Genomic DNA, 19,437 nt, shown 5'->3' with positions numbered 1-19,437 from the left:
AACGGGACGGGGGAAGGCCCCCGTCCCGGTCCGTTCGCGGCGCGCGGTGTCCTACAGCGGTGCGATGTCGGTCAGTTCACCGTCCTCCAGGGCGAGCCACCGGGTGATACCGAGGTCCCGGAGGAACGTCAGGTCGTGGCTGACGACGAGGAGCGCGCCCTCGTAGGACTCCAGGGCCGTGACCAGCCGGCGCACCGAGGCCAGGTCGAGGTTGTTGGTCGGCTCGTCGAGCAGCAGCAGTTGCGGGGCCGGCTCGGCCAGCATCAGGGCGGCGAGCGAGGCGCGGAAGCGTTCGCCGCCGGAGAGCGTGCCGGCCTGCTGGTCGGCGCGCGCGCCCTTGAACAGGAAGCGAGCGAGCCGGGCCCGGATGCGGTTGTTGGTGGCGTCCGGGGCGAAGCGGGCGACGTTCTCGGCCACGGTCAGCTCCGGGTCGAGGACGTCCAGCCGCTGGGGCAGGAAGCGGTGGGGGACGTGGGTCTCCACCGTGCCCTCCCGCGGCGGGATCTCACCGGCGACGGTCCGCAGCAGGGTGGTCTTGCCGGAGCCGTTGCGGCCGGTCAGCGCGATGCGTTCGGGGCCGCGCACCTCCAGCTCCGCCGAGGCGCCGTAACGGGTGCGCAGGGCGTGCAGGGTGAGGACCGTGCGGCCCGGCGGGACGGCGGTGTGCGGCAGGTCGATACGGATCTCGTCGTCGTCCCGGACCGCCTCGGCCGCCTCGCCGAGGCGCTCCTCGGCCTCCTTGAGGCGTTCGGTGTGCAGGATGCGGTGCTTGCCTGCGGAGACCTGGGCGTCCCTCTTGCGCTCGTTCATGACGATCTTCGGCTCGCGCTTGGTGGCGTTCATCTTGTTGCCGTAGCGGACCCGGCGGGCCAGCTTGATCCGGGCGTCGGCGAGTTCGCGCTTCTGGCGCTGGACATCGGCCTCGGCGGCCCGCACCGTCCGCTCGGCCGCCTCCTGTTCGACGGCCAGGGCGTGTTCGTAGGCGGTGAAGTTGCCGCCGTACCAGTGGATCCGCCCGTCGCGGAGGTCGGCGATCCGGTCGACGAGGTCGAGGAGTTCACGGTCGTGGCTGACCACGACGAGGACCCCGGACCAGCCGGTGACCGCGGCGTGGAGCCGCTCCCGGGCCGGCCGGTCGAGGTTGTTGGTGGGCTCGTCGAGCAGCAGGACGTCCGGGCGGCGAAGCATCAGGGCGGCCAGCCGCAGCAGGACGGACTCGCCGCCGGACACCTCGCCGAGGGTGCGGTCGAGGTCGAGGCCGGGCAGTCCGAGCTGGTCGAGGGTGGCGCGGGCGCGCTCCTCGACGTCCCAGTCGTCGCCGACGGCGGTGAAGTGCTCCTCGCTCGCGTCGCCGCCCTCGATGGCGTGCAGGGCTGCGCGCGCGGCGGCGATGCCGAGCGCCTCGTCGACCCGCAGGCCGGTCTCGAGCGGGGCGTGCTGCGGGAGGTAGCCGACCTCGCCGGCGACCTTGACGCTGCCCGCGGTCGGCGTCAGCTCGCCCGCGATCAGCTTCAACAGGGTGGACTTTCCGGCTCCGTTGAGGCCGACGAGGCCGGTGCGGCCGGGGCCGACGGCCAGCGGGAGGTCTTCGAGGACGGGCCTGCCGTCGGGCCAGGCGAAGCCGAGGCCGGTGCAGACGATGGCCGCGGAGGACGCGGAGGCGTGCGACATGGACACAGGGGTCTCCTTGGGCGCAAGGGGGGTGGGGGATGTGCGCTGGGAGACACCGCGTCATCGGAACGCCGGTGTGCGTCGGGTACGCCGTGGGTACGCCGAGGTCGCGGACGGGCCGCGCGAGGCATGATCCGCCGCTCCGGATTCCGGGAGCGCAGGGCGGATCACCGTCGCGGGCGCGGTGTCTCAAGACCTCAGACGAGCAACGGCCTTCTCCGATCGGCGGCAATGGGACGCGAACGACGATACGGGGGACACCGCCGAAACGCAAACGCTATTTTCGTTGCGTTTGCTTTTCCCCCGACGCGGCGGGGTGACGCGGGCCCGCTGTGCGGCGCGGCGCCCCCGTCCCGCCGTACGGTGCGGCGGCCCCGGTCCCTACCCGGCGGCTCCGTGCCGCGGGCGCAGACGCACCCGGGCCGGGCCGGTCGCCTGGAGGGTGATCCCGGCGGCGACCGGCACCTCCTGGTCCACGGCGTCGAGTTCGTACGCGCGCAGCAGCGTCGCCAGCGCCAGCACGGACTCCAGCATCGAGAAGTGCTGCCCGATGCAGGCACGCGGCCCGCCGCCGAACGGGAACCAGGCGTAGCGGTGCCGCTCGGCCTCCCGCTCGGGTGCGAAGCGCCGCGGATCGAAGCGTTCCGGGTCCTCCCACAGCTCCGGGCTGCGGTGGGTGACCCAGGGCGCGACGACCACATCGGCACCCGCCGGTATGCGGTATCCGCCGATCTCCGTGGCGGCCACGGCCCGGCGGCTGACGACCGGCGCCGCCGGGTACAGCCGCATGGACTCCTTGAGCGCCTGCGTCAGGTACGGCAGACGGTCCAGGTCGGCGGCCGTCGGAGTGTCCTCGCCCAGCACCCGGTCGACCTCTTCGCGGACCCGCGCCTGCTCCTCGGGGTGCCGGGCGAGGAGGTGGAGGGTGAAGGCCAGGGAGGTCGCGGTGGTCTCGTGCCCCGCCAGCAGGAAGATCAGGACCTGTTCGCGGACCTCGGTCGCGTCCAGGGAGCCGTCCTCGTCGTTGCCGGCGGCGGCCAGCAGGGACAGCAGGTCGTCGCCCTCGTCCGCCGTCGCTCCGGCCGTCCCGCGAGCCGTCCGCCGGTCCTCGATGACGCGGTCGCACAGCGCGTTCAGCTCGTCGGTGGCCGCGCGGGCCCGCAGGTTCCCGGGGGTGGGCCACTCCCGCGGGATCTTCACGGGGACGTAGGCGCGCCGTACGACATAGGCGTTGATGACCGGGGCGCACCGGTGGAAGGCGTCCTCGGCCGCCGCCGCGTCCAGGCCGAAAAGGATCCGGGCGACGGTGCGCAGCGCCAGCCGGTTCATCTCGGGGACCAGGTCGACGGTGCTCCCCGCCGCGGTGCGCCAGCGGTCCGCGAGAGCGCCGGCCTCGGCCGTGACGGCCGCCGCGTAGCTGTCGACCCGGCGCTTGGTGAACAGCGGCTGCACCAGCCGCCGTTGCCTCAGGTAGTCGGCGTCCTGGCTGGTCAGCAGGCCGTTGCCGAACGACTGCCGGACCTCCTCGTAGAGCGGGTGGTCCTTGCGGAAGTTGGCTGCCTGGGAGGCGAGGATCTGCTGTACGCCCTCGGGTGCGAAGACCGCGTGGAACACACTGCGCAGGCCGGGCGGCCCGGCCTCCAGACGCACCACGTCGCCGTGCGCGCGCCGGGCGTTGAGGAAGGTGCCGAGGGAGTCACGCCGCAGGTCGAACATCGAGCCGAGCACGGGAAGACCGGCCGGGCCGGGTATCGCGGCCTCGGGTACGGAACCGGGGTGGGGGTGGGACTCGGTTTGGGGCATGCCGGATGTCTATCCCGCGGGGCCGGGTTCCTAATCCGGGGCGGCGGGGTGCGCTCCGAGGGGGCGGGCGCCCCGTGCCGGGCCGCGCCCCGTACATCCCGGCCGCTCCCCCGCGTCCGCCGGCGCCCCGGGACGGTGGCCCCGTCCACGTCCCCTCCCCGTACGGGCCCCGGCAACGGCCCCGTAGCATGAGCCGGATGACCAGCAAGCCTGCCCGAAAGGCAGCCACCGCGACCCCGTGCCGGGTCACCGTGTGCCGCGGCTGCTGCTGCGGCGATGCGGCCAAGGTCCCGGGCGTCGACCACGCCGGGCAGATACCGCGGCTGCGCGCGGCGCTCGACGGCGCGGCGCCGGTGCGGGCCTCGGAGTGCCTGGACGTCTGCGACCAGGCGAACGTGGTCGTCGTCCAGCCGTCTCCGGCGGGCCGGGCGGCCGGCGGGCGTCCCGTCTGGCTGGGGCTGGTCAACGACGACGACGCGCTGGCGGACATCGCCGCGTGGATCCGTGCCGGCGGCCCCGGCCTGGCGGAGCCGCCGGGCGTCCTCGACCTGTACGCGATCACGGTGTCGCGGCGGGTCCGGGAGGGGCTGGAGGGCTGAGCCGCCGGGGCCGGACCGCCCGCGCCCCGCACCGGCCGCCGCCCGCCGCCGCCTTCGCGGGACACCGCCGCCGGTTACCGGATTCTTACGGCAGGGGGCCGGGCCGCCCGCCGCCGCCCGTCCTGGTGTTGGCTGGACCCATGACGCCCCTCCCGGGAAGGCCCCGCTGATCCCGTGCACCGACCGACACCGCCCTCCGCACCCGCCCCCGCGCCCGCCCCGCTGAACGGGCCGCCGCGCCGCGTCCTGGTCGTCGAGGACGATCCGACCGTCGCCGAGGTCGTCACCGGCTACCTCTCCCGCGCCGGCTACACCACCGAGCACGCGGCCGACGGCTTCGCCGCCCTCGACCGGGCCGCGGAGTTCCGTCCGCACCTCGTCGTGCTCGACCTGATGCTGCCGGGCATCGACGGCCTGGAGGTCTGCCGCCGGCTGCGCCGCGCCGACGACGGCCCGGCGGTCCCGGTGGTGATGCTGACCGCCCGCGGCGAGGAGGCGGACCGCATCCTCGGCCTGGAGCTGGGCGCCGACGACTATGTGACCAAGCCGTTCAGCCCGCGCGAGCTGGTACTGCGGATCGGCTCGGTGCTGCGCCGCGCGGAGTCCGCGCCGCCGGCCGCCGCGCCCTCGGCCGTCCTGCGGGCCGGGGACCTCCGGGCCGACCCGGGCGGCCGCCGCGCCGACCGCGCCGGGCGGGAACTCTCCCTCACCGCCCGCGAGTTCGACCTCCTGGTCTTCCTGATGCGCCACCCCGGGCAGGTCTTCTCCCGGGAGGAGCTGCTGGCCCGGGTCTGGGGCTGGGAGTTCGGCGATCTGTCCACGGTCACGGTCCATGTGCGGCGGCTGCGCGAGAAGATCGAGGCGGACCCGGCCGCGCCGCGGCTGGTGACGACGGTCTGGGGCGCGGGCTACCGCTTCGACCCCCGGGAGGACGAACTCCCGCCGGATCCCGGCCCGCTGGGGGAAGGCGGCCCGCTGCTGTGACGGACTTCCTGGTCATCGTGGCGCTGGCGGCGCTGGGCGCGGCCCTGGCGGGCGTGCTCGCGGCGCCCGCGGTACGGGTGCTGCGGCGGCGCTCGGTCGCGCTGTCGCTGTTCGCGGTGGCGGTGCTGGCGGTGGCCGCGATGGCGGCGGGCACGGTGGCGGTCGCCCAGGCGATGTTCCTGTCCGGGCACGACCTGGGCGTGGTGATGGCCGTGGTCGCCGTCTCCGGGGTGGTGTCGCTGGCGGCCGCGCTGCTCTTCGGCCGGCGGATCGCGGCGGGCAGCCGGGAGCTGGCGCGCGCGGCCCGTACGGTCGGCAGCGAGGGCGGCTTCGTGGCGCCCGCCGTACCGCCCACCGCGGAACTGGCCGCGCTGTCGCGGGCCTTGGAGGAGACCAGCGGGCGGCTCGCCGAGGCACGGGAGCGGGAGCGGGCACTGGACGCCTCCCGGCGCGATCTGATCGCCGGGATCTCGCACGACCTGCGCACCCCGCTCGCCGGGCTGCGGGCGATGGCCGAGGCCCTGGAGGACGGGGTCGCCGAGGACACCGCGCGCTACCACGCGCGGATGCGGATCGAGGTCGACCGGCTGGCCGCCATGGTCGACGACCTCTTCGAACTCTCCCGCATCCAGGCCGGGGCGCTGGCCCTGACGCTGTCGCGGGTGTCGGTCTACGACCTGGTGGACGACGCCCTCGCCGGGGCCGGGCCGCTGGCGCGGGCGAGCGGGGTGCGGCTGGTGGACGGCGGGGTGGCCCCGCTGCCGGTACGGGTGGACGCCCAGCAGATCACCCGCGTCCTGGGCAATTTGCTGGTCAACGCCATCCGGGCGACGCCGGCCGACGGCACCGTCGCGGTCAGCGCGCGGCACGAGCGGGGCCGGGTGGTGCTGGCCGTCGAGGACGGCTGCGGCGGCATCCCGCCGGAGGACCTGCCGCGGGTCTTCGACACCGGCTGGCGCGGCGGCGCGGCCCGTACCCCGCGCGCCGACGGCAAGGGCGGCGCCGGCCTGGGCCTGGCGATCGTCCGCGGCATCGTCGAGGCCCACGAGGGCCGCGCCACGGTGTGCAACGCCGGCTCGGGCTGCCGCTTCGAGGTGGAGCTGCCGGCGGCGGAACCGCAGGGGGACGCGCCGGCGGCGTGAGCGCTCGCCGGCCGCCGGCGGCGTGCGGGGTGCCGGCGCCGACGGCGGCTCACGGGCCCGTACGGCGTCGGCGTGTTCCGCAGGGCCGGGCGCCCTCGGTCCGCGTCCGAGGGGCCGGACGGCCGCTCACGGAGCGAGGGTCGTGAGCCAGTCGTCGACGGCGAGGGTGTCGGCCCACTGCGGGAACAGCCTCTCGGTCAGGACCCGGTGCACCTCGGGGTCGGTGTCGAGGCAGCCGTCCGTCAGGACGGTGAGGCCGAAGTCCATGTCGTTGGCCTGGCACAGGGTGGCGAGCACCACCCCGCTGGTGGCGATGCCGGCGAGGACGAGGCTGTCGATCCCGCGGGCCCTGAGCACCACGTCGAGGTCGCTGCCCGAGAACGCGCTCGCCCGCCTCTTGGTGACCACGATGTCGCCGTCCCGGGGCGCGACGTCGGGGTGGATGCCGGTGCCGGGGTCGCCCTCGGTGAACAGGCCCCGCCGGACGATGTCGGCGAGCACCCTGTTCCCCGGGCCGATGTCGGGGCTGCCCGGACGCAGCCCGATGACCACGTGGATCACCGGGATGTCCGCCGCCCTGGCCCCGTCGATCGCCCTGCGCAGGCGCGTCAGATACGCGGAATCGGCATCCACGATGTCCACGATGTCGCGCTGGACGTCCATCACGAGGAGAGCACGGTGTGCCATGTCTGTCGTCCTTCTTCCGGTGAGCGGGGAACGCGGCGGGTCCGGCAACCGGCCGTCCTCCACGGGGCATCCGGACCCTCATCGGTGCCGGGGCACCGCCGTACGCCGATCATGGGGCATGGGCACAGGTGTGCGGGGGCCGGGTGGCGGTCCGCGGGGAATCCGGCGCGAAATCGTGCCCCGTCGGCGTCAAACAGCCGGCCGCGGTCCGCGGTCCCCGGTGTGCCCGCCGTCCCCGCGCCCGTCCTCCCCCGGCTCCCCCGCCCGCCCCTCGGCCTCCTCCGGCACCCACAACGGGTGTTCCCGGCGGGCCCATCGGGCATCGACGGTGCCGGTGCGCAGGCCGCGGCGGGACTCGGGGTCGCCGTAGGCCCTCCATACGTGGCCGGAAATCACCAGGACGACCGCGAGCGCCAGCCAGTCGTGGACGAAGGTGGCGCCGGTGCGCCAGAGGAGCGGCGCGAGGTGGGGGAACCACATCAGCAGGCCGGTGCCGAGCATCACCAGCACCGCGCCGGCGATCCAGGCGGCGTAGAGCTTCTGTCCGGCGTTGAACTTTCCGGCCGGGCGGCCGCCCCTGCGGCGCAGTGCGGCGCGCAGCCACTGGCGGTCGTGCGGGCCGTAGCGGTTGAGGCGGGTGAGGTCGGCGCGCAGGGCGCGGGAGCCGAGGCCCAGCAGCAGCGGGACGGGCAGCAGGAGGCCGGACCACTCGTGGAGGGTGACCACCAGGGCGCGGCGGCCGACGAGTTCGGCGAGGAAGGGGAGGTAGAGGCAGCCCGCGGTGAGGACGCAGACGGCCATCAGGGTGGCGGTGGCGCGGTGCACCCGGTGCTCGGCGGGGGTGAAGCGGCGGACGCGGGGCCGGGGGGCGGCCGGTGCGGGCCGGGCCTCAGACGGTCGGGGCATCGTCGCGTCCGTTCGACCGGCCGACCCAGGCGTCGACGTCATATCCGAGGTTCTCCCAATAGCCGGGCCGGACCTGGTCGGTGACCGTGATGCCGGAGAGCCACTTCGCCGACTTGTAGAAGTACATGGGCGCGACGTAGAGGCGCACCGGGCCGCCGTGGGCGTGGGCGAGCGGCTTGTCCTGCATCCGCAGGGCGACCAGGACGTCGTCGCGGCGGGCCTGTTCGAGGGTGAGGGACTCGCTGTAGGCGCCGTCGAAGCAGGTGAAGCGGACGGCCCTGGCCCCGGGGCGGACACCCGCGGCGTCGAGGAGGGCGGAGAGGCGTACGCCCTCGAAGGGGGTGGCGGGCACCCGCCAGCCGGTGACGCACTGGACGTCGCGGACGATCCGGGTCTGCGGCAGCCGGCGCAGGTCGGCCAGGCTCAGGGCGGCCCGGTGGCGGACCAGGCCGTCGACGGTGAGGCGGTAGGTGTGCGCGTCCTTGGCCGGTACGGAGCCGGTCACGGAGTAGTAGCGGAATCCGCCGCCGCCCGGGAGCAGACCGGTCAGGCCGGTGGGGTCCCGCTGTGCGGCGGCGCCGAGGGTGCTGTCGTAGGCGCTCTGCAGGAAGGGGGCGGCGGCGACGCCCGCGGCACCGGCGGCGAGCATGCCGAGCACCACACGGCGGCCCACGGGGATGCCGTGCCCGTCCTCGCCGCCCGCCGCGCGGGGCCGGTTCGCGTCCTTGGTCACCCTCCGATTCGAACACCCCGTGGCCGCCGGGGCCAGCGTCCCGGCCCCGGCGTCAGACTTTCGTCATCGGTGCGCGGGGTCAGGGGCTCACGGGGACGCGGGCTCCCCGGCGCCGCGGAGTGCGAGGGCCCGTGCGGCCCGGAACGCGTCCGTGCCGTCGCGGCCCGGGTACGACCAGGGGGCGCGCGTGGGGTGCGGGCCGATCCGCTGGAACAGCGCGGCGGCCTCGGCCATCCGCCCCTGGTGGAACGCGGCGTGGGCGAGGAAGTTGAGATCGATCTTGCGGCGCGGGTGCTCCTCGCCCTCCCACTCCAGCCACCAGTCGACGGCGGCCTGCAGGACCTGCCGGGCGCGCCGGGTGGACCAGTGGGCCCAGTCCGCCGGGTCGGGGGGTGCCAGGCCCTCGGCGGCGAGGACGCGGTAGCGCTCGGCGTGCGCCACGACCGGGAGGAGGGCGAGCGGGGAGTCGGCGGGGGCGCGTGCGGCCGCGCGGGCCGCGAAGGCGTGGGCGGGGTGCCGCGGGTCGTCGGTGGCGGCCGGGCCCTGTTCGGCCAGGGCGGCGGTCATCAGGTGGTGGGCGTGGTGGTGGTCGCGGTGGCGGGCGCGTACCTGGTGGAAGGCGTGGGCCCGTTGGTGCGGGGTGCCGGTGCGGCGGGCGAGGATCAGCGCGCCGAGCCAGGGGGTGGGGTCGTCGGGCAGCAGCCGGGCGGCGGCGGCACAGGCGTCGGCGGCGGCTCGGGCGTCGCTCTCGCCGCGCAGGGCGAGGTGGACGGTGGCGAGGGCCAGGAGGGTGGCGGCGTCGCCGTTGTCGGGCTCGGCGAGCTGCCAGTCGCCGGCCCAGGCGGCACTGCCGGGGCAGGTGGCCAGCACGGTTAATCGGTGGCCGCGCAGATCCCAGTCCTCGCCGGTCTCGGCGAGCAGGGTGCGCACCCGCACCCACTGGCCGAGCGCCAACGCGTCGGCGGCGATGGCCAGTTGGGTGTCGTCCAGGGCCGGTGGGAGCACCGGGACGTCCGGGCAGGGGACGCGTTCGAGGGGTGGCGGGGTCGGCGGCAAGGGGGTAATCGACATCACGGGTCAAGGGCTCCATGGCGCGCCGCACCTCTCGCCCCACCGCACCGAGTCGTCCTCGGCGGGCTGGGACCGGATCCGCGCGCACCTCTACAGAGGGTGATGGCTTGGTCCGCACCAGTCATCACGCACAGCAAAGCGGCACGCAGAGCTCCGCGTCAAGACGAGAAGGGGAATGGCCGGATCCGCCGCCCCGATTCGTCCGCGGAAGGGAACGAACGACCGGATGGCCACGGGGCCCGCGGGCCGCGCACGCGCCGCCCCGCGGGCGCCGGCCCGGTTCTCCGGCCCGGCGCCCCCCGTACGCCCCGCCCGCCGGCCGCCCCTCCCCCGTACGCCCGCCCGTCAGGACACCGCCCGCGCCGCCGCGCGCCCCGCCGTCCGGCCGGAGAAGAGGCAGCCGCCGAGGAAGGTGCCCTCCAGCGAGCGGTAGCCGTGCACCCCGCCGCCGCCGAACCCGGCCGCCTCGCCCGCCGCGTACACGCCCGGCAGGGGCGCGCCGTCGTCGGTCAGCACCCGCGAGGAGAGGTCGGTCTCCAGGCCGCCGAGCGTCTTGCGGGTGAGGATGTTCAGCCGTACGGCGATCAGCGGGCCGGCCTTGGGGTCGAGCAGCCGGTGCGGCGCGGCGGTGCGGATCAGGCGGTCGCCGAGGTACTTGCGGGCGCCGCGCATCGCGGTGACCTGGAGGTCCTTGGTGAAGGAGTGGGCGATCTCCCGGTCGCGCGCCACCATCTCGCGGCGCAGCACGTCCGGGGATATCAGCGGCTCGCCGGTCAGCTCGTTCATCCGCCGCACCAGGTCGTCCGGGGACCGCTCGACGATGAAGTCGGCGCCGTGGTCCATGAACGCCCGCACCGGCCCCGGCGCGCCGGCCCTGGCCCGGCCCAGCACGCCGCGGACGCTCTTGCCGGTCAGGTCGGGGTTCTGCTCGGAGCCGGAGAGGGTGAACTCCTTCTCGATGATCTTCTGGGTGAGCACGAACCAGGTGTGGTCGTGGCCGGTGCGCGTGATGTGCTCCAGCGTGCCCAGGGTGTCGAAGCCGGGGAACAGCGGCACCGGCAGGCGCTTGCCGCGGGCGTCGAGCCACAGCGGGGACGGGCCGGACAGGATCCGGATGCCGTGCAGCGGCCAGACGGGGTTCCAGTTGTCGATGCCCTCGGTGTAGTGCCACATCCGGTCGCGGTTGATGAGCCGGGCGCCGGCCGCCTCGGCGATGCCCAGCATCTTGCCGTCCACATGCGCGGGCACCCCGGACAGCATCCGGCGCGGGGGCCTGCCGAGCCGTTCGGGCCAGTTGGCGCGCACCAGGTCGTGATTGCCGCCGATGCCGCCCGAGGTGACGATCACGGCCTGCGCCTTGAGTTCGAAGGCGCCGGCCACCTCACGGCTGCTGGGCCTGCCGCGCTCGGCGTCCGAGGGCTCCAGGACCTCGCCGCTGACGGTGTCCACGCTCCCGCCGGTGCGCGACAGCCCGGTCACCCGGTGGCGGAACCGCAGCTCCACCAGGCCGCGGGCCACCCCGGCCCGCACCCGCCGCTCGAACGGCGCCACCAGACCGGGCCCGGTGCCCCAGGTGATGTGGAAGCGGGGCACGGAGTTGCCGTGCCCGGTCGCGTCGTAGCCGCCGCGTTCGGCCCAGCCGACGACGGGGAAGAGCCGTACGCCCTGCCGGTGCAGCCAGGCGCGCTTCTCGCCGGCCGCGAAGTCGACGTAGGCCGCGGCCCACTTGCGCGGCCAGTGGTCCTCGGGCCGGTCGAAGCCCGCGGTGCCCAGCCAGTCCTGCCAGGCCAGGTCGTGGCTGTCGCGGATCCGCAGCCGGCGCTGCTCGGGCGAGTCCACCAGGAAGAGGCCGCCGAACGACCAGTGGGCCTGCCCGCCGAGGGACTGTTCGGGTTCCTGGTCGAGGAGGATCACCTTCCGTCCGGCGTCCACCAGCTCCGCGGTGGCCGCCAGCCCCGCGAGCCCCGCTCCGATCACGATCACATCAGCGTCGTACGCCATCTCAGCTTCTCCTCCACGGGGACGCCGGGCGCCCCGGCCGCCTGGTGGAACGATCCTCAGCGCACCCGACTGCCGCGTCAACCACCTGGTTACCGGGCGGTACACGAGGGCGCGCGGGAGAATGGTGGGTGACCAGGGCCACGCCACGCCCGCCGCCGGATGACTATCCTCAGGCGCATCCCCCGCCCCCCGATACGAGGTGCGACGTGACGGTGATACTGCTCGCCCTTGGAGCGGCCTGCTGTCTGGGACTCGGTTTCGTGTTTCAGCAGGCCGCGGCGCAGCACGCTCCGATGAAGGACTTCCTCTCGGTGCGCCTGCTCCTCGACCTGGTGCGGATGCCGCTGTGGCTGGCCGGTATCGGCCTGATGGTGGTCGGGATGGCACTCGGCGCGATGGCGCTGGGGATGGGCGACATCACTCTGGTGGAGCCCCTGCTGGCGACCAACCTGCTGTTCGCCATGGCGCTGTCGCGGCGGCTGACCCGGCAGCGGCTCGGCCGGAGCGGCTGGGCCGGGCTGTGGCTGCTGGCGGGCGGGGTGACGGCCTTCATCGTGGCCGGGCGTCCGCAGGGCGGGCAGCGCAGCACCGATCACCTCTGGCAGTGGCTGATCATGGGGATGGTGCTGGGCATCGCGCTGCTGCTGGCCGCGGTCGCCAAGCGGGAGCGGGTCCATGTGAGCCTGGAGGCCGCCCTGCTGGGCGTCGCGGCGGGGCTGATATACGGCCTGCAGGACGCGCTGACCCGGATCAGCGGGGAGCACTTCGGCGAGGGCGGCTGGACGGCCCTGCTCACCAGCTGGCAGCCGTACGCCATCGTCGTGCTCGGTGTGCTGGCGCTGGTGCTCGTCCAGAGCGCCTTCGAGTCGGCGCCGCTGCGGCTCTCGCTGCCCGCGCTGACCGCCGCCCAGCCGCTGGCCGGCATCGCCTGCGGGGTCGGGTTCCTGGGCGACCGGCTGCAGGTGACGCCCGCGGCGCTGGCGTGGGAGGTGACCGGCATCGTGGCCGTCGTCGCGGGCATCGTGCTGATCGGCAGCCATCCGGCGATGCCGCCGGGGTCCGGCCGGCGGGAGAGCGTGCGGGAGCTGCAGCCGCACTGAGCCGGCCGCCCGGCGGGTGCTGCGACGCGGCCGGGTGGTTGCATGGCTCCCATGACCGATCAGCAACCGCTCAACGCGGACGAGATCCTCGACATCGTCGACGAGAACGATCAGGTCGTGGGGCAGGCCCCACGCGGCGAGAGCTACGCCCGCAGGATGCGCACCCGCTGCGCGTTCGTCCTCGCCCGGGACGAGGCGGACCGGATCTTCGTCCACCGCCGCACCCCGCAGAAGCTCGTCTTCCCCTCGCACTACGACATGTTCGTGGGCGGGGTGGTCGGCGCCGGCGAGACCTACGACCAGGCGGCGCTGCGCGAGGCCGAGGAGGAGCTGGGGGTCCAGGGGCTGGCGCCGCCGCAGCCGCTGTTCAAGTTCCTCTACGAGACGCCCGAGCACACCTGGTGGTCCGCCGTCTACCAGGTGCGCTGCACCGTGCCGGTCGCCCCGCAGGAGTCGGAGATCGACTGGTCCGCCTTCCTGACCGAGGAGGAGCTCGCCCGGCGGCTGGACGAGTGGCCGTGGACGCCGGACGGGCTCGCCGCCTACCGGGAGCTGCTGGCCCGGCGGGAGGCGGGGGAGTTCTGATGCGCCCCGGGCAGGTCACCGGCCGGCCGATAGGGTTTCGGCCATGATCCTCACCGATGCGCTGCGGTCGGCCGGCGCGGCCGTCCGGCTGTGGTGCTCGCCGGCGCGGGTCCGCGAGGAGGGTACGACCCCCGACTACCGCTTCTCGCTCGCCAACGAACGCACCTTCCTCGCCTGGCTGCGCACCGGGCTGGCGCTGATCGGCGGCGGCTTCGCGGTGGACCAGTTCCTGCCGCGGCTGCACCAGGGGCTGCGGGTGACGTTCACCGTCGTCCTGCTGGTCGGCGGCGCGCTGTGTGCGCTGCGGGCGGTCAACCACTGGGTGCGCTGCGAGCGCGCGATGCGGCGCGGCGAGGACCTGCCGGTCACCCGCTTCCCCACGGCGCTGGCGCTGGGCGTCGGCGTCCTGGCGGTGGCGATGGTCGTGCTGGTCCTCCTGGGCCGGACCACCTAGCCGATGGCGGGCCACACGCCCCCGGACGCCGGGGCGCCGCGTCCGGCCCCCGACCGGGACCCCGGGCTGCAGCCGGAGCGGACCCGGCTGGCGTGGCGGCGCACGACGCTGTCCGCCACGGCGGTCGCGGTGCTGGCCGCCCGTCAGCTGCTGCGCAGCGCGGCCCCGGGAGCGGCGGAGGTGGCCCTGACGGTGCTGACCGGGCTGCTGTGGACCGGCTTCGTGGCGCTCGCGCACCGCCGCATGCGGGCCATGGCCACCGGCCGGCCGCCGGGTCTGTCCGCGCGCACGGCGGTGCTGCTGGGCGGCTGCACCGCCGCGCTGGCGCTGTGCGGCGCGGTGATCCTGGCGCGGCCCGGGCACTGAGGCGGGGCGCGGGGCCGGCCGGTGCGGGCGGCGGAGGTACGGTGACGCGACCCTCGCGATCCCGGAGCGGGCCCGACTCCCGCCCCGGCAGCGGGAACGAGGAACCACCGGACGAGGAGGCACACCCGCATGGGCGACTCGGCAGCACGGAACACGCCGGCCCGGACCCCCGTACCGCCCCCGGCGGCCCGGCCCACCGGGCCCGGCGCCCCCGGTCCGGAGGCGGCACCCCCGTCCGGCGCCGGGACCCCCGCGGACGCGCCACCCGCCGGGGAACCCGCCGTCCCCGAGCCCTACCTCACCGAACTGGCCGCCGGCGTCCACGCCTTCGTCCAGCCGGACGGCGGCTGGTGCCTGAACAACGCGGGCTTCGTCACCGACGGGGACGCCACGCTGGTCGTGGACACCGCCGCCACCGAGCGGCGGGCGCGCCTGCTGCGCCATCGGATCGCCGAGAGCGGCGCGCCCGCGCCCCGGATGGTGGTCAACACCCACCACCACGGCGACCACACCTACGGCAACTGCGTCTTCGCGCCGGAGGCGACGGTCGTCGGGCACGCCTCCTGCCGCCGGGAACTGCTGGCCGCCGGGCGGCAGCTGCACGCGGTGTGGCCCGAGGTGGAGTACGGCGACATCCGCCTGGCGGCGCCGGAGGTCACCTACACCGACGAGCTGGCCCTGCACGTCGGGGACATCGAGGTGCGGCTGATCCACCCGGGCGTGGCGCACACGACCGGCGACACCATCGTCTGGCTGCCGCGCGAGCGCATCGTCTTCACCGGCGACCTGGTCTTCCACGGCGGGACCCCGTTCGTCTTCATGGGGTCGCTGTCCGGATCGCTGCGGGCGCTGCGGCTGCTGCGCACCCTGGACGCGGTCACCGTCGTCCCCGGGCACGGTCCGGTGACCGGACCCGAGGTGTACGACGGCATCGAGCGCTATCTGGAGTTCGTCGGCCGGCTGGCGCGGGAGGGCCGGGCGGCCGGGCGTACGCCGCTGGAGGTGGCCCGGGAGGCGGACCTCGGCCCGTTCGCCGAGCTGGCCGAGAGCGAGCGGCTGGTGGCGAACCTGCACCGGGCGTACGCGGAGCTGGCGGGCACCGCGCCGGGCGCCCCGCTCGACCTGGCGGCCGGGTTCGGCGACATGACGGTGATGAACGGCGGGGTGCCGATGGCGTGCCACGCCTGAGCGCGGGCGGCGGCGCGGGAGCGGGACGGGGGCGGCCGGGGCGGCCCGGTGTGGCGGGAAGTACTCGGGTGACCGACGCCCCACGCTCCGGCACTGGACGCCATACCGACTAGTCGGCATGATCGTGCTGCGACCGATGGACCGTCCACTCCGTACGGAGGAGCACGATGAGCAAGGGCACCCCTCCCCCGCAGCCCCAGGACCGGGAGGACCCTCCCGGCCTCGACCTGGAGCGATTGCGCGAGCATCTGGGCCGGGAGCGGCCGGGGATGGCCGGCGGCCCGCTGCGGGCCCGGCTGATCGAGGGCGGGCGGTCCAATCTCACCTACCGCGTCACCGACGGGACCGCCTCCTGGGTCGTCCGCCGGCCGCCGCTGGGCCATGTGCTCGCCACCGCCCACGACATGCGGCGCGAGCACCGCGTCATCAGCGCCCTGCACGACACGCCGGTGCCGGTGCCCGAGACGCTGCTGCTGTGCGAGGACGAGTCGGTCATCGGCGCCCCCTTCTACGTGATGGAGCTGGTCGAGGGCGTGCCCTACCGCACGGCCGGCCAGCTGGCCCCGCTCGGACCCGAGCGCACCCGGGCCGTGGTGCTCTCCCTGGTCGACACGCTCGTGGACCTGCACGCCGTGGACCCCGAGGCGGTCGGACTGGGCGACTTCGGCCGCCCCGACGGCTTCCTGGAGCGCCAACTGCGGCGCTGGGGAAAGCAGTTGAGCGCGTCGAAGAACCGTGACCTGCCGGGGATCGACGAGCTGCACGAGGCGCTGGGCCGGGCGCTGCCCGCCTCGCCCGCCCCGGCCGTCGTCCACGGCGACTACCGCCTCGACAACGTCCTGATCGGGGCCGACGACACCCTCAAGGCCGTACTGGACTGGGAGATGTCCACGCTCGGCGACCCGCTGACCGACCTGGGCCTGCTGGTGATGTACAGCTCGGACCTGGGCCTGCCCGAGTCGCCGGTCAGCACCACCAGCGGCGCCCCGGGCCACCCCTCGCCGGCCGAGCTGATCGAGCGCTATGCCGCCCGCTCCGGCCGGGACACCTCCGCCCTCGCCTGGTACACGGCGTTCGCCTGGTTCAAGCTCGCCGTGATCCTCGAAGGCATCCACTACCGCTACACCCTCGGCCAGACCGTCGGCGCCGGGTTCGACCGGATCGGCGAGCTCGTCCCCGTCTTCATCGACCACGGACTCACCACCCTCAAGGAAGGCTGAGGCACCATGGACTTCGCATTCGACGCCCGCACCGAGGAGCTGCGCGAGCGGCTCCTGACGTTCATGGACGAGCACGTCCACCCGGCCGAGCGGACCGCCCACGAGCAGCGGGCCGCGCTCGCCTCGCCGTGGGACACCCCGCCGATCGTCGAGGAGCTGAAGGCCGAGGCCCGCCGGCAGGGACTGTGGAACCTCTTCCTCCCGGACGCGGAGCACGGCGCCGGGCTGACGAACCTCCAGTACGCGCCGCTGGCCGAAATCACCGGCCGCAGCCCCCAGTTGGCGCCCACCGCGCTGAACTGCGCGGCGCCGGACACCGGCAACATGGAGGTACTGGCCCAGTTCGGCGACGAGGCGCAGCAGAAGCAGTGGCTGGCGCCGCTGCTGGCCGGTGAGATCCGGTCGGCGTTCGCGATGACCGAGCCGGAGGTGGCCTCGTCGGACGCCACCAACATCGAGACGCGGATCGCGCGCGAGGGCGACGAGTACGTCATCAACGGCCGCAAGTGGTACATCTCCGGCGCGATGAACCCGCTGTGCGAGATCTTCATCGTGATGGGCAAGACCGACCCGGACGGCGCGGACCTCCGCCGACAGCAGTCGATGATCCTGGTCCCGCGCGACACCCCGGGCCTGGAGATCAGGCGCGCCATGCAGGTCTACGGCTACGAGGACCACTACCACGGCGGCCACGCCGAGGTGGTCTTCCACGACGTCCGGGTGCCGGCGGCCAACCTGATCGGCGAGGAGGGCGGCGGCTTCGCCATCGCCCAGGCCCGGCTCGGCCCCGGCCGGATCCACCACTGCATGCGCCTGATCGGGATGGCCGAGCGCGCCATCGAGCTGATGTGCCGCCGCGCGGTGGCCCGTACGGCCTTCGGCAAGCCGCTGGCCCAGCAGGGCGTGGTGCAGGAGTGGATCGCGGACGCCCGCGTGGCGGTGGAGCAGCTGCGGCTGCTGGTGCTGAAGACCGCCTGGCTGATGGACACCGTCGGCAACAAGGGCGCCCACACCGAGATCCAGGCCATCAAGATCGCCACCCCGCGCACCGTCGTGGACATCCTCGACAAGGCCGTGCAGCTGCACGGCGCGGGCGGCGTCAGCCAGGACTTCCCCCTGGCGGAGCTGTGGGCCGGCGCCCGCACCCTCCAACTGGCGGACGGCCCGGACGAGGTGCACCAGCGGTCCCTGGCGCGCCGCGAGTTGAAGCGCTACCTGTAGGTCCGACGGCCCGGGGCGGCCCCGGTACCGCAGCCGTGCCCGAGGGGGTGGGGACCTCGGGCACGGCTTGCGTACGCCGCGAGCTCGGCCGCTTGTCCACCGGTCGGAGCGGGCCCCGGCCCGGAGGGTCCCGCCGCTATCCTCGGGGGATGCGTATCGGAGAACTGGCGCGGCGGACCGGCGTTCCGGTTCCGTCGATCAAGTACTACACCCGGGAAGGCATGTTGCCGCCGGGCGAGCGCATCAGTCCCAACCAGGTCCAGTACGCCGAGTCGCACATCCGGCGGCTGAAGCTGATCCGCGCGCTGACCGAAGTGGGCGGTCTGTCCATCGCGGCCGCCGCCGAGGTGCTGGCCGGTATCGACTCCCCGGGCAGCACCCCGCACGGCATGCTCGGGACGGCACAGGCGGCGGTCAGCAAGGTGGCCGCCGAGCGGGGCACCGACGAGATGTGGGAGTGCGCCGAGCGCGAGGTCGCGGAGCTGGTGCGGCGGCACGACTGGGCGGTGCGACCGGAGAACCCGGGGTGGCGGACGCTGGTACAGGTCGTGGTGGCCTACCACGAGCTCGACCAGGGCGAGCTGCTCGGCCTGCTCGACCGGTACGCCCAGGCCGCCGGCTCACTGGCCGCCGCGGAGCTGGCGGCGTTCGACGGGGTCCCGAGCCTCGACGCCCAGATCGAGGGTGCGGTGCTCGGGACCGTCCTGGGCGACGCGGCGATGGCGGCCCTGCGGCGCATCGCCCAGGAGGACGTCTCCCGGCGGGTGCGGGAGCGGTCTCAGACGGGCTGAACGGGCTCGCCGGCCGGGACGAGGTGGTGCACCCGGGCCGGGGGCAGGTTGCCCAGCACCAGTTCGGTGCGGAAGGTGTGCCGGTCGAGTATGCGGCGCAGCGCGTGCTGCCCGTCGAGGACGTGGGCGCGGGCGGCCCTGCCGGTGAACGTGCGGCGCGCCGTGGCCCCGCCGACGTAGCCGAAGAAGGAGAGCGTGCCGCCGGGCCGCAGGGCGCCGAGCAGCCGGTCGAAGATGTCGGTCGTGGTCGGGGCGTCGAAGTTCGCGAACGGCAGGCCGCAGACGATGGTGTCGTAGGTGCCGAGTTCGTGCTCCTGCACCAGGCCGGTGAGGAACTGCAGCCGGGGGTCGCCGCCGTAGGCGCCGTGCAGGATGTCGACGAAGCGCGGGTTGGCCTCGACCAGGTCGAGGGTGTCCTCCCGGCCGAGCGCGTCGGCGATGTGGCGGGTCACCGCTCCGGTACCGGGGCCCACTTCCAGGACCGCGCGGGAGCGGCCGGGGCTGGGGATGAGATAGCGGGTCAGGGCCCTGCCGAGCCGGGGACTGCTCGGAGCGATCGCGCCCACCTCCCGGCGCGTCCGTGCGTACTCCCGGAGAAACAGCGTCACTTCAGCCACAGGGCCACCCACATCGGTAGTGATAGAGGAACTATCGATACCGTAGGTGACGGACGGCGGATGAGGACACCCCCGAGTTGCCGCCACCCCTTGAGTGTCACTGCCCGGGAGCGCATTCCCACTGGCCTTGCGCGCAATCCGACAAGTTTCCGGAGATCCGGTGAAGGCCCGCCGGAGGGCGCCGGGAGGCGGTCAGGACCGCCCCGAGGTGGCCGCGCGGACACGCACGGTGAGGGTGTGTGAGGGACGCCACTCCCGCCACTGTGGCCAACGGAACACCGCGGCGGGACGGTCCGGC

The 19,437-nt window shown here is 74.7% G+C and carries 19 protein-coding genes; 11 read left to right on the top strand and 8 right to left on the bottom strand.

Annotated features, from left to right (window positions below; genetic code table 11):
* Positions 1 to 51 precede the first annotated feature (51 nt).
* Positions 52 to 1,671 carry an ABC-F family ATP-binding cassette domain-containing protein gene (locus K7396_RS28780; protein WP_086721949.1) on the bottom strand — a complete coding sequence of 540 codons (1,620 nt, stop codon included), beginning with the start codon at positions 1,669 to 1,671 and terminating at the stop codon, positions 52 to 54.
* Positions 1,672 to 2,052: 381 nt separating this feature from the next.
* The gene (locus K7396_RS28775) at positions 2,053 to 3,474 is read right to left on the bottom strand and encodes a cytochrome P450 (protein ID WP_152105047.1); all 1,422 of its coding nucleotides are present in this window, start codon (positions 3,472 to 3,474) and stop codon (positions 2,053 to 2,055) included.
* A 188-nt stretch (positions 3,475 to 3,662) separates the two neighbouring features.
* On the opposite strand from K7396_RS28775, the gene K7396_RS28770 reads away from it, so the two are divergent.
* The 3 genes from K7396_RS28770 (at position 3,663) to K7396_RS28760 (ending at position 6,199) form a co-directional block, all read left to right on the top strand.
* Positions 3,663 to 4,073: a (2Fe-2S) ferredoxin domain-containing protein gene (locus K7396_RS28770; protein ID WP_152105046.1), complete on the top strand. Its 411-nt coding sequence runs from the start codon at positions 3,663 to 3,665 to the stop codon at positions 4,071 to 4,073.
* 174 nt (positions 4,074 to 4,247) lie between these two features.
* On the top strand, positions 4,248 to 5,057 hold the full coding sequence (locus K7396_RS28765; protein WP_152105045.1) for a response regulator transcription factor: 810 nt from the start codon (positions 4,248 to 4,250) through the stop codon (positions 5,055 to 5,057).
* Positions 5,054 to 6,199 (top strand): sensor histidine kinase, encoded by a 1,146-nt coding sequence (locus K7396_RS28760; RefSeq protein WP_086721620.1) that lies wholly within the window; start codon positions 5,054 to 5,056, stop codon positions 6,197 to 6,199. Before K7396_RS28765 ends, K7396_RS28760 begins: the two co-directional genes overlap by 4 nt.
* A 126-nt stretch (positions 6,200 to 6,325) precedes the next feature.
* Here K7396_RS28760 and K7396_RS28755 read toward each other — a convergent pair whose 3' ends face one another.
* The 5 genes from K7396_RS28755 to K7396_RS28735 form a co-directional block, all read right to left on the bottom strand.
* The gene (locus K7396_RS28755; protein ID WP_152105044.1) at positions 6,326 to 6,886 is read right to left on the bottom strand and encodes a cysteine hydrolase family protein; all 561 of its coding nucleotides are present in this window, start codon (positions 6,884 to 6,886) and stop codon (positions 6,326 to 6,328) included.
* 189 nt (positions 6,887 to 7,075) lie between these two features.
* Positions 7,076 to 7,792 carry a cytochrome b/b6 domain-containing protein gene (locus tag K7396_RS28750; RefSeq protein WP_223660229.1) on the bottom strand — a complete coding sequence of 239 codons (717 nt, stop codon included), beginning with the start codon at positions 7,790 to 7,792 and terminating at the stop codon, positions 7,076 to 7,078.
* Positions 7,776 to 8,441 (bottom strand): molybdopterin-dependent oxidoreductase, encoded by a 666-nt coding sequence (locus K7396_RS28745; RefSeq protein ID WP_152105054.1) that lies wholly within the window; start codon positions 8,439 to 8,441, stop codon positions 7,776 to 7,778. Before K7396_RS28745 ends, K7396_RS28750 begins: the two co-directional genes overlap by 17 nt.
* A 171-nt stretch (positions 8,442 to 8,612) precedes the next feature.
* On the bottom strand, positions 8,613 to 9,596 hold the full coding sequence (locus tag K7396_RS28740; protein WP_152105043.1) for a tetratricopeptide repeat protein: 984 nt from the start codon (positions 9,594 to 9,596) through the stop codon (positions 8,613 to 8,615).
* A 345-nt stretch (positions 9,597 to 9,941) separates the two neighbouring features.
* Positions 9,942 to 11,597 (bottom strand): FAD-binding dehydrogenase, encoded by a 1,656-nt coding sequence (locus K7396_RS28735; protein WP_086721721.1) that lies wholly within the window; start codon positions 11,595 to 11,597, stop codon positions 9,942 to 9,944.
* Positions 11,598 to 11,803: 206 nt separating this feature from the next.
* On the opposite strand from K7396_RS28735, the gene K7396_RS28730 reads away from it, so the two are divergent.
* The 8 genes from K7396_RS28730 (at position 11,804) to K7396_RS28695 (ending at position 18,522) form a co-directional block, all read left to right on the top strand.
* Positions 11,804 to 12,697: a DMT family transporter gene (locus tag K7396_RS28730; RefSeq protein WP_086721720.1), complete on the top strand. Its 894-nt coding sequence runs from the start codon at positions 11,804 to 11,806 to the stop codon at positions 12,695 to 12,697.
* A gap of 51 nt (positions 12,698 to 12,748) precedes the next feature.
* Complete coding sequence (locus K7396_RS28725) at positions 12,749 to 13,282, top strand: NUDIX hydrolase (protein ID WP_086721719.1); 534 nt, start codon at positions 12,749 to 12,751, stop codon at positions 13,280 to 13,282.
* Between the two features lie 43 nt (positions 13,283 to 13,325).
* Complete coding sequence (locus K7396_RS28720) at positions 13,326 to 13,736, top strand: YidH family protein (RefSeq protein WP_086721718.1); 411 nt, start codon at positions 13,326 to 13,328, stop codon at positions 13,734 to 13,736.
* A 3-nt stretch (positions 13,737 to 13,739) separates the two neighbouring features.
* Positions 13,740 to 14,102, top strand: a complete 363-nt coding sequence (locus K7396_RS28715) for a DUF202 domain-containing protein (RefSeq protein WP_086721717.1) — start codon at positions 13,740 to 13,742, stop codon at positions 14,100 to 14,102.
* Positions 14,103 to 14,231: 129 nt separating this feature from the next.
* Positions 14,232 to 15,290: an MBL fold metallo-hydrolase gene (locus K7396_RS28710; RefSeq protein ID WP_152105042.1), complete on the top strand. Its 1,059-nt coding sequence runs from the start codon at positions 14,232 to 14,234 to the stop codon at positions 15,288 to 15,290.
* 167 nt (positions 15,291 to 15,457) lie between these two features.
* A complete protein-coding gene (locus tag K7396_RS28705) occupies positions 15,458 to 16,510 on the top strand; it encodes a phosphotransferase family protein (protein ID WP_086718299.1) in 1,053 nt (350 codons plus the stop codon).
* A gap of 6 nt (positions 16,511 to 16,516) precedes the next feature.
* The gene (locus K7396_RS28700) at positions 16,517 to 17,731 is read left to right on the top strand and encodes an acyl-CoA dehydrogenase family protein (protein WP_086718298.1); all 1,215 of its coding nucleotides are present in this window, start codon (positions 16,517 to 16,519) and stop codon (positions 17,729 to 17,731) included.
* 149 nt (positions 17,732 to 17,880) lie between these two features.
* On the top strand, positions 17,881 to 18,522 hold the full coding sequence (locus tag K7396_RS28695) for a MerR family transcriptional regulator (protein ID WP_086718297.1): 642 nt from the start codon (positions 17,881 to 17,883) through the stop codon (positions 18,520 to 18,522).
* Here the strand turns inward: K7396_RS28695 and K7396_RS28690 are convergent.
* Positions 18,510 to 19,130 (bottom strand): class I SAM-dependent methyltransferase, encoded by a 621-nt coding sequence (locus tag K7396_RS28690; protein WP_086718296.1) that lies wholly within the window; start codon positions 19,128 to 19,130, stop codon positions 18,510 to 18,512. The two genes, K7396_RS28695 and K7396_RS28690, sit on opposite strands and share 13 nt — an antisense overlap.
* Positions 19,131 to 19,437 lie beyond the last annotated feature (307 nt).

The organism is Streptomyces angustmyceticus (assembly GCF_019933235.1).
GTDB classification, from domain to species: Bacteria; Actinomycetota; Actinomycetes; order Streptomycetales; family Streptomycetaceae; genus Streptomyces; species Streptomyces angustmyceticus.
This window is presented reverse-complemented; position numbering and strand designations above follow the sequence as displayed.

What these genes read in the sequence shown, in the direction of transcription:
- K7396_RS28780 (WP_086721949.1), bottom strand. Translation starts at nt 1,671, where the DNA reads ATGTCGCACGCCTCCGCGTCCTCCGCGGCCATCGTCTGCACCGGCCTC.
- K7396_RS28735 (WP_086721721.1), bottom strand. Translation starts at nt 11,597, where the DNA reads ATGGCGTACGACGCTGATGTGATCGTGATCGGAGCGGGGCTCGCGGGG.
- K7396_RS28720 (WP_086721718.1), top strand. Translation starts at nt 13,326, where the DNA reads ATGATCCTCACCGATGCGCTGCGGTCGGCCGGCGCGGCCGTCCGGCTG.
- K7396_RS28755 (WP_152105044.1), bottom strand. Translation starts at nt 6,886, where the DNA reads ATGGCACACCGTGCTCTCCTCGTGATGGACGTCCAGCGCGACATCGTG.
- K7396_RS28770 (WP_152105046.1), top strand. Translation starts at nt 3,663, where the DNA reads ATGAGCCGGATGACCAGCAAGCCTGCCCGAAAGGCAGCCACCGCGACC.
- K7396_RS28700 (WP_086718298.1), top strand. Translation starts at nt 16,517, where the DNA reads ATGGACTTCGCATTCGACGCCCGCACCGAGGAGCTGCGCGAGCGGCTC.
- K7396_RS28740 (WP_152105043.1), bottom strand. Translation starts at nt 9,596, where the DNA reads ATGTCGATTACCCCCTTGCCGCCGACCCCGCCACCCCTCGAACGCGTC.
- K7396_RS28710 (WP_152105042.1), top strand. Translation starts at nt 14,232, where the DNA reads ATGGGCGACTCGGCAGCACGGAACACGCCGGCCCGGACCCCCGTACCG.
- K7396_RS28775 (WP_152105047.1), bottom strand. Translation starts at nt 3,474, where the DNA reads ATGCCCCAAACCGAGTCCCACCCCCACCCCGGTTCCGTACCCGAGGCC.
- K7396_RS28705 (WP_086718299.1), top strand. Translation starts at nt 15,458, where the DNA reads ATGAGCAAGGGCACCCCTCCCCCGCAGCCCCAGGACCGGGAGGACCCT.
- K7396_RS28745 (WP_152105054.1), bottom strand. Translation starts at nt 8,441, where the DNA reads ATGCTCGCCGCCGGTGCCGCGGGCGTCGCCGCCGCCCCCTTCCTGCAG.
- K7396_RS28725 (WP_086721719.1), top strand. Translation starts at nt 12,749, where the DNA reads ATGACCGATCAGCAACCGCTCAACGCGGACGAGATCCTCGACATCGTC.
- K7396_RS28715 (WP_086721717.1), top strand. Translation starts at nt 13,740, where the DNA reads ATGGCGGGCCACACGCCCCCGGACGCCGGGGCGCCGCGTCCGGCCCCC.
- K7396_RS28695 (WP_086718297.1), top strand. Translation starts at nt 17,881, where the DNA reads ATGCGTATCGGAGAACTGGCGCGGCGGACCGGCGTTCCGGTTCCGTCG.
- K7396_RS28750 (WP_223660229.1), bottom strand. Translation starts at nt 7,792, where the DNA reads ATGCCCCGACCGTCTGAGGCCCGGCCCGCACCGGCCGCCCCCCGGCCC.